The organism is Zoogloea sp. (assembly GCF_041904905.1).
Classification (GTDB): Bacteria; Pseudomonadota; Gammaproteobacteria; order Burkholderiales; family Rhodocyclaceae; genus Zoogloea.
Map to the genome: position 1 here is coordinate 90,386 of NZ_JAYRMI010000006.1, position 7,329 is coordinate 97,714.

General features: G+C 69.1%; 8 protein-coding genes and 1 pseudogene. 8 read left to right on the top strand and 1 reads right to left on the bottom strand.

Going from position 1 to position 7,329, the window contains the following annotated elements; translation table 11 throughout:
* Positions 1 to 5 precede the first annotated feature (5 nt).
* Genes ACE3N6_RS03290 through ACE3N6_RS03315 form a run of 6 tightly spaced genes read left to right on the top strand, consistent with a single transcriptional unit; the run spans position 6 to position 5,196 of the window.
* Positions 6 to 1,130 (top strand): MlaE family lipid ABC transporter permease subunit, encoded by a 1,125-nt coding sequence (locus tag ACE3N6_RS03290; RefSeq protein ID WP_374243740.1) that lies wholly within the window; start codon positions 6 to 8, stop codon positions 1,128 to 1,130.
* A complete protein-coding gene (locus ACE3N6_RS03295; RefSeq protein ID WP_374243741.1) occupies positions 1,127 to 1,912 on the top strand; it encodes an ABC transporter ATP-binding protein in 786 nt (261 codons plus the stop codon). Before ACE3N6_RS03290 ends, ACE3N6_RS03295 begins: the two co-directional genes overlap by 4 nt.
* A complete protein-coding gene (locus ACE3N6_RS03300) occupies positions 1,912 to 2,862 on the top strand; it encodes an MlaD family protein (RefSeq protein WP_374243742.1) in 951 nt (316 codons plus the stop codon). The genes ACE3N6_RS03295 and ACE3N6_RS03300 overlap by 1 nt, the downstream gene beginning before the upstream one ends.
* Before the next feature lie 25 nt (positions 2,863 to 2,887).
* Positions 2,888 to 3,520, top strand: a complete 633-nt coding sequence (locus ACE3N6_RS03305) for a hypothetical protein (protein ID WP_374243743.1) — start codon at positions 2,888 to 2,890, stop codon at positions 3,518 to 3,520.
* 55 nt (positions 3,521 to 3,575) lie between these two features.
* On the top strand, positions 3,576 to 4,376 hold the full coding sequence (locus tag ACE3N6_RS03310) for an enoyl-CoA hydratase (RefSeq protein ID WP_374243744.1): 801 nt from the start codon (positions 3,576 to 3,578) through the stop codon (positions 4,374 to 4,376).
* Between the two features lie 16 nt (positions 4,377 to 4,392).
* Positions 4,393 to 5,196: a TatD family hydrolase gene (locus tag ACE3N6_RS03315; RefSeq protein ID WP_374243745.1), complete on the top strand. Its 804-nt coding sequence runs from the start codon at positions 4,393 to 4,395 to the stop codon at positions 5,194 to 5,196.
* On the opposite strand, the gene ACE3N6_RS03320 is transcribed toward ACE3N6_RS03315, so the two are convergent.
* Positions 5,159 to 5,746, bottom strand: coding sequence for a TetR/AcrR family transcriptional regulator (locus ACE3N6_RS03320; RefSeq protein WP_374243746.1), 588 nt, complete (start codon positions 5,744 to 5,746; stop codon positions 5,159 to 5,161). The two genes, ACE3N6_RS03315 and ACE3N6_RS03320, sit on opposite strands and share 38 nt — an antisense overlap.
* A gap of 228 nt (positions 5,747 to 5,974) precedes the next feature.
* Here ACE3N6_RS03320 and ACE3N6_RS03325 point away from each other — a divergent pair, with 228 nt between their 5' ends.
* A complete protein-coding gene (locus ACE3N6_RS03325) occupies positions 5,975 to 6,724 on the top strand; it encodes an electron transfer flavoprotein subunit beta/FixA family protein (protein WP_374243747.1) in 750 nt (249 codons plus the stop codon).
* A pseudogene (locus ACE3N6_RS03330) lies at positions 6,724 to 7,329 on the top strand (electron transfer flavoprotein subunit alpha/FixB family protein); the annotation flags it as partial. The gene ACE3N6_RS03325 and the pseudogene ACE3N6_RS03330, both read left to right, overlap by 1 nt.

Genomic DNA, 7,329 nt, shown 5'->3' on the forward strand with positions numbered 1-7,329 from the left:
GGCCGATGGCCCCGGACGACGCCCGTCCGCAACCGGCGCTCCGCACCGACGGGGCGGCGGCGGCCTTGTCGGGCGACTGGACCCTGCGCCTGCTCTCGCCGACGCTGCCCGCACTGCGCCGGCAACTGGACGAGGTGCCCGATTCGGCCGCCTGGGATCTCTCCGGCGTCACCCGCCTCGACAGCTTCGGCGCGCTGCTCCTGTGGCGGCGCTGGGGGCGCCGGCGGCCGGCGCGGCTGGTGTTGCCGGCGCCACTGGAGGGCATCTTCGAGCGTATCGCCGCGCTGGGCGACACCCGCATCCCCGGCGAGCCACCCTACCGGTTTCTGGATGCCACCGCCCATCTCGGGCGTCTGCTCATCGACCTGGCCCGCCACCTGCTCGGGTTCGTGGCGCTGGTGGGCCAGCTGTGCCTCGACCTGTTCTACCTGATGCGTCGCGGCGGGCCGTGGCCGTGGCTCGAGATCTCCGCCAACTTTTACAAGGTGGGCGTCAAGGCCATGCCGGTGACGGCGCTGGTGGGCTTTCTCATCGGCGTGGTGATGTCCTACCTGTCGGCGCTGCAGCTGCGGGCCTTCGGGGCGGACGTGTTCATCGTCAACATCCTGGGCCTTGGCATCATCCGCGAACTGGGGCCGGTGCTGGTGTCGGTGCTGGTGGCGGGGCGTTCGGGTTCCGCGATGACTGCCCAGCTTGGGGTGATGCGTGTCACCGAGGAGGTGGACGCCCTCACCACGATGGGCATCTCGCGTTATGTGCGCCTGGTGCTGCCCAAGGTGGTGGCGCTTGCGCTGGCGATGCCGCTGCTCACCCTGTGGGGCTCGGCGGTGGCGATCTTCGGCGGCATGGTGTCGGCCAAGCTGCAACTGGGCATGGGGTACGAGTTCTTCCTCAACACCTTGCCCCGGGCCGTGCCGATGGCCAACCTGGTCATCGGGCTGGGTAAAGGGGTGGTGTTCGGCCTGCTCATCGCCCTGGTGGCCTGTCACTTCGGCCTGCGGGTGAAACCCAACACCGAGAGCCTCTCCGCCAACACCACCGCGTCGGTGGTCACCTCGATCACCGTGGTGATCCTGGTGGACGCGGTTTTCGCCATTGCCACCCGCAGCATCGGGCTGCCTTTCCGATGAGCGGCGCGACCACGTTTCCGGTCGAGCTGAAGGGCTTGTCCACCCGCTTCGGCCAGACCTGGGTGCACCGCCGGATCGATCTGGCCGTGCCGGCCGGCGAGGTGGTGGCGCTGGTGGGCGGCTCGGGCAGCGGCAAGACCACCCTGCTGCGGCAGATGGTGGGCCTGCTCCAGCCCACCGAGGGCGAGGTGCGCCTGTTCGGCGAGCGGCTGGGCGCCGGCAGCCGCGCCGCGCAACTCGCCCGCCGTCGGCGCTTCGGGATGTTGTTCCAGCACGGCGCGCTGTTCTCGGCCCTCAACGTGTTTGCCAACGTGGCCTTTCCGCTGCGCGAGGCCGGCATCGACGACGAGGAATTGGTCAACCAGCTTGTCCTGTTGAAGCTGGGCATGGTCGAACTCGATGCCGACGTGGCGCTGCGCATGCCGGCCGAACTCTCCGGCGGGATGGTCAAGCGCGTGGCCCTGGCCCGGGCGCTGGCGCTGGAGCCGGAGCTGCTGCTCCTCGACGAGCCCACCGCCGGGCTCGACCCGGATCGCAGCGCCGGCTTCGTGCGGCTGATCCGCGCCCTGCACCGGGCGCTGGGCCTCACCGTGGTGCTGGTCACCCACGACCTGGACACCCTGGCTGCGCTGGCCACCCGGGTGGCCGTGCTATCCGAAGGGCGTATACTGGCCTGCGGCCCCCTCGACGAGATCATGACGGTGCAGGACCCTTTCATCGAACGCTTCTTCCACAGCGAGCGCAGCCGCGCGGCGCTGGCCCGCGGACGGGCCGAAGGCTGATGGAAAACCGTTCCCACGCCATCGCCGCCGGGCTCTTCGCGCTCATCCTGAGCTGCGCCCTGGTGGGTGCGCTGTGGTGGTTCTCCGACCGGCGCGACGCCACCCGCGATCTGCTGCTGGTGAGCGCCGGCAGCGTGAACGGGCTCAACGAGCAGGCCACGGTGCGCTACCGGGGCATCGTGGCCGGCAAGGTGGCCGCCATCGGCCTCGACCCCGCCGACCCGCGCAAGGTGCTGGTCACCGCCCGCATCCGCACCGATCTGCCGATCACCCGTGGCACCCGGGCGCGGCTGGCCACCCAGGGCGTCACCGGGCTGGCCTTCATCGCGCTGGACGACGCTGGCGACGACTCCACGCCGCTGGCGGGGGAGGGCGGCGGGCCGCCGCGTCTGGCGCTGTCGCCCGGCCTGGTGGATGAGGTGGCCGACGCCTCGGTCCAGACTTTGCGTCAGGTGCGCGAGCTTACCCAGCGCCTGACGATCCTCGCCGCGCCCGAGAACCTTGCCCGCATCGAGCGCACCCTGGCCAACCTCGAGTCGTCCAGCCAGGGCCTCGACCGCACCCTGAAGGAAGTGCCGCAGACCCTCGCTGCGGTGCGTCAGGTGGTCAGCCCCGACAACCTCGGGCGCATCCGGCGGTCCCTCGACAACCTGGAGCGGCTCAGCGCCGACGCCGTGCCACTGGCCCGCGACGGTCGCAATCTGGTGGCGCGCCTGCAGTCCGTCGGCGAGCGCATCGACGGGCTGGTCGGCACCACCGGCGAGAGCGTCGCCACCGGCACCCTGCCGCGCCTGAACGTGCTGCTGCAGGAACTCACCACCACCTCGCGGCAGCTCTCCGATCTGCTCGACGAGATCGACGAGACCCCGCAGCTGCTGCTCCTGGGCCGCCGCCGTCCGCCCCCGGGGCCCGGCGAGGCCGGGTTCGGCAGCCCGGCGGGCAGCCACTGAGTCGCCCTTCAACCGGAACCGGCCCATGCACCTTCCGCCCTCGCTCCGCCTGCTCCTCGCCGTCACCGGCTGCGTGCTGACGCTGGCCGCCTGCAGTAGCGTGCCCAAGGCCGCGCCGGGCTATGCCGTCCACGATTTCGGCCCCCTTCACGGCGAGCCGCCGCGGGCGCTGTCCTTCCCCCTGCGCGGCACCGAGGTGGTGCCGGCGCCCTGGCTGGCTTCCACCGGCATGCACTACCGGCTGCTGTACGCCCAGCCCACCCGCCGGCTCGTCTTCGTCGAGAACCGCTGGGCGGCCCACCCCGGGCAGCTCCTCGAACTGGCCCTCAAGCGCAACATCAAGGGCAGCGAGCCGCCGGCCGGTGGGCTGGGTTGCCGCCTGAGGGTCGATCTGGACGAGTTTGCCCAGGTCTTCGACGCCGAAGGGGCGAGCCGTGGGGTGATCGAGGTGAGGGCGGCGCTGCTCGCGCCCCGCAGCGACCAGCCCATCGCCACCCGCGGTTTCGGCGTCAGCCTGCCGGCGCCCTCGCCCAATGCGGTGGGCGGCGTGCTGGCCCTGCGCGACGGCGTGACCCGCATGAACCATGAACTGCTGGCTTGGCTCGAAACCCTCGATGCCGATCCGGCCCACCGCTTGCGTGCCCGTTGCGGCGCGTGAGCCATCCACGACCGGCCGACACGTGCCGGCGATTCCATCACCCGGAGGAGAACCCATGAACGCAGTCGTCCAAGCCGATACCGAACCCATGCTGCTGCGCCAGGACGCAGACGGTGTCGCCACCCTCACCCTCAATCGCCCGGGGCAGTTCAACGCCCTGTCCCAGGCCATGCTCGAAGCCCTGCTGGCCGAGCTGGAGGCCATCGCCGCCGACCGCTCGGTGCGCGCGGTGGTGCTGGCCGGTGCCGGCAAGGCCTTCTGCGCCGGCCACGACCTCAAGGAGATGCGCGGCAACTACACCAAGGCTTTCCATCAGGCGCTGTTTCGCCTGTGCGGCAAGGTGATGATGCAGATCGTGAACATGCCCCAGCCGGTCATCGCCCGCATCCACGGCATCGCCACCGCGGCGGGCTGCCAGCTGGTGTCGATGTGCGATCTGGCGGTGGCGTCGGACGTGGCGCGCTTTGCCGTCTCCGGCATCAACGTGGGCCTGTTCTGCGCCACGCCCAGCGTGGGCCTGTCCCGCAACATGGGCCGCAAGCAGGCTTTCGAGATGCTGGTCACCGGCGACTTCATCGACGCCGCCGAGGCGAAGCAGCGCGGCCTGGTGAATCGCGTGGTGCCGCTGGACGCCCTCGACGACGAGGTGGCGAAGCTGGCGGCGTCGATCTGCGCCAAGTCGCCCGCGGCCATCTCGATGGGCAAGCAGATGTTCTACTCCCAGCTTGAGATGGGTCTGGATGCCGCCTACCAGCAGGCGGCCGAGGTCATGGCCTGCAACATGATGTGCGAGGACGCCGCCGAAGGCATCGACGCCTTCATGGCCAAGCGCAAGCCGGTGTGGACCGGCAAGTAAGCCGGAGCCGGGCCGGGTGCTGATCGACACCCACTGCCACCTGGATGCGGCCGAGTTCGACCCCGACCGGCCGGCCATCCTCACGGCGGCCCGCGCTGCGGGCGTCGGCGGCCTTCTGGTGCCGGGGGTGGAAATCGCCAATCTCGATGCCGTGGCGGCCTTATCCCGGGCCAACCCGGACTGCTGCCACGCCTTCGGCATCCATCCGCTGTATGTCGGCCGCGCCGGGCCGGACGATCTCGAGCGCCTGCGTGAGCGGCTGGCCGACGGCACCGCGGTGGCGGTGGGCGAGATCGGGCTCGACGGCTACGTGGCGGATGGCGATCTGCCCCTGCAGCGGCGGTTCTTCGAGGCACAGCTGCGGCTGGCCCAGGATTTTACGCTGCCGGTGGTGCTGCACATCCGTCGCGCCCAGGACGAGATCCTCAAGTACCTCCGGCGCATTCCGGTGACCGGCGGCATCGCCCACGCGTTCAATGGCAGCCGTCAGCAGGCCGAGGCGTTCATCGCGCTGGGTTTCCGGCTGGGTTTCGGAGGGGCGATGACCTTCACCGGATCGCGGCGCATCCGCGAACTGGCGGCAAGCCTGCCGCTGGAATCCATCGTGCTGGAGACCGACGCGCCGGACATTCCGCCCGCCTGGTGCGGCGGCAGACGCAACGACCCGGCCAACCTGGCGCGCATCGCCGGGGTGCTGGCCGATCTGCGGCAAATGCCGGTCGAGGCGGTGATCGCCGCGACGGGCGCCAATGCGGCTGCGGTCGTCCCCGGGCTGGCGGCGCTCAGGGCCGGGGGGAAGGCGCCCGGCTGCGGGCAATGATGTGACGGATCTCGGCCTTCATCTCTTCGACGTTGCCGTCGAAGTTGCCGCAGTTCATCATCGACACCCCGAACACGTAGGCGTAAAGCAGCACGCTGCGGGTCGAGGCCTCTTGGAGCGGCAGGCCGCAGGCGACGAACAGATCCCGCGCGCAGTTGAGGCGGGCGGTGTCCACTTCCTCGACGATGCGCTGGGCGGCCGGGTCGCGACGGGCCCAGTCGCGCATCGCCAGTTCGATGAGGATGCCCTTGTTGTTGCGGCTGGCGCTGTACACGTCGATGACGTGATACAGCTGGGCTTCCTCCCGCCCGGGTTCGGGGCGGGTCTGCTTGACGATGTCGCGGATGCGGCCGTCCTTCCAGGTTTCCAGCACGGCGTCGAGGAGATCCTGGCGATCCTTGAAATGCCAGTAAAAACTGCCCTTGGTGACGTGCAGCCGTTTGGCCAGGATCTCCACGCGAATGCTCCCCGCGCCTTCGTCCGCGAGGGTGTCGAGGGCGGCGTGGATCCAGGTGGTACGGTCGAGTTGGGCGCGGGGCTGCTTGTCCATACGCAGTAGTATTGACGCTTATTGCTCCATACGCTACCGTACGGAAAGTGACAAAGCAAGGCTTGCTGTGAGAAGCTGCCTGCTTTATCCCGCCAGCGCGCAGCCATTCGTGCGGCGGGGTCCGCAAGTCGGAAAAAAGAGGCCGGTCGGCCCGAGGCGGGGTGGAACTCTCCGCCTGTCGGCATGCCGAAAATAGTGGAGAACGTCTGATATGGAAGGAGCGCAGCATTGAAGATTCTGGTTCCCGTTAAACGCGTGGTCGACTACAACGTCAAGGTGCGTGTGAAGAGCGACGGTTCGGGTGTCGATATCGCCAACGTCAAGATGTCCATGAACCCCTTCGACGAGATCGCCGTCGAAGAGGCCGTGCGCCTGAAGGAAGCCGGTGTGGCAACCGAGGTCGTCGCCGTGTCGTGTGGCGTCGGTGCCTGCCAGGAAACCCTGCGCACCGCCATGGCCATCGGCGCCGATCGGGGCATCCTCGTCGAGACCGACGTGGAACTGCAGCCCCTCGCCGTGGCCAAGCTGCTCAAGGCCCTGTGCGACAAGGAGCAACCCCAGGTGGTGATCTGCGGCAAGCAGGCCATCGACGACGACGCCAACCAGACCGGCCAGATGCTGTCGGCTCTGATGGGCTGGCCCCAGGCCACCTTTGCCTCCAAGGTTGCGGTGGGCAGTGGCAAGGCCACCGTCACCCGTGAGATCGACGGCGGTCTGGAAACCCTCGAGATCGCCCTGCCGGCCGTGGTGACCACCGACCTGCGTCTGAACGAGCCGCGTTACGCAACGTTGCCGAACATCATGAAGGCCAAGAAAAAGCCGCTTGAAACCGTCAAGCCGGCCGATCTGGGCGTCGATGTGGCCCCCCGCCTCACGACCCTCAAGGTCGTCGAACCGCCCAAGCGCAGCGCGGGCGTGATGGTGGCTGATGTGGCTCAGCTGGTCGAAAAACTCAAGAACGAAGCGAAGGTGCTGTGATGACGGTTCTGGTTGTTGCCGAACACGATAACGCGTCCCTGAAGGCCGCAACGCTCAATACGATTTCCGCCGCCGCCAGGCTCGGTGGCGATCTGGCAGTGCTGGTTGCCGGCGCGGGTGCCGGTGCGGCAGCCGAAGCCGCCGCCAAGGTGGCCGGCGTCGCCAAGGTGCTGGTGGCCGATTCGGCCGCCTTCGCCGATCAGTCCGCCGAAAATCTGGCCGCCCAGATCGTCGCCGTCGTCAAGGCGGCCGGCGGTGCCATCAGCCACGTGCTGGCCCCGGCGACCACCTTTGGCAAGAATGTGCTGCCCCGCGTGGCGGCGCTGCTGGATGTGGCGCAGATCTCCGACATCGTCGGCATCGAATCCGCCGACACCTTCGTGCGCCCGATCTACGCTGGCAACGCGCTGGCCACCGTCAAGTCTGCCGATGCGGTGAAGATTATCACCGTTCGTACCACGGCCTTCGAGGCGGCGGGCGAGGGCGGTGCCGGTGCGCTGGAGCAGGTCGCCGCGGTGGCCGATGCCGGTCTCACCAAGCTGGTTGGTCGCGAACTCACCAAGTCGGCCCGCCCCGAACTGGGCGCAGCCAAGATCATCGTCTCC

Bases quoted from the DNA above. Each gene is read 5' to 3' on its own strand.
- ACE3N6_RS03290 (WP_374243740.1), top strand. From the start codon at position 6: ATGGCCCCGGACGACGCCCGTCCGCAACCGGCGCTCCGCACCGACGGG.
- ACE3N6_RS03295 (WP_374243741.1), top strand. From the start codon at position 1,127: ATGAGCGGCGCGACCACGTTTCCGGTCGAGCTGAAGGGCTTGTCCACC.
- ACE3N6_RS03300 (WP_374243742.1), top strand. From the start codon at position 1,912: ATGGAAAACCGTTCCCACGCCATCGCCGCCGGGCTCTTCGCGCTCATC.
- ACE3N6_RS03305 (WP_374243743.1), top strand. From the start codon at position 2,888: ATGCACCTTCCGCCCTCGCTCCGCCTGCTCCTCGCCGTCACCGGCTGC.
- ACE3N6_RS03310 (WP_374243744.1), top strand. From the start codon at position 3,576: ATGAACGCAGTCGTCCAAGCCGATACCGAACCCATGCTGCTGCGCCAG.
- ACE3N6_RS03320 (WP_374243746.1), bottom strand. From the start codon at position 5,746: ATGGACAAGCAGCCCCGCGCCCAACTCGACCGTACCACCTGGATCCAC.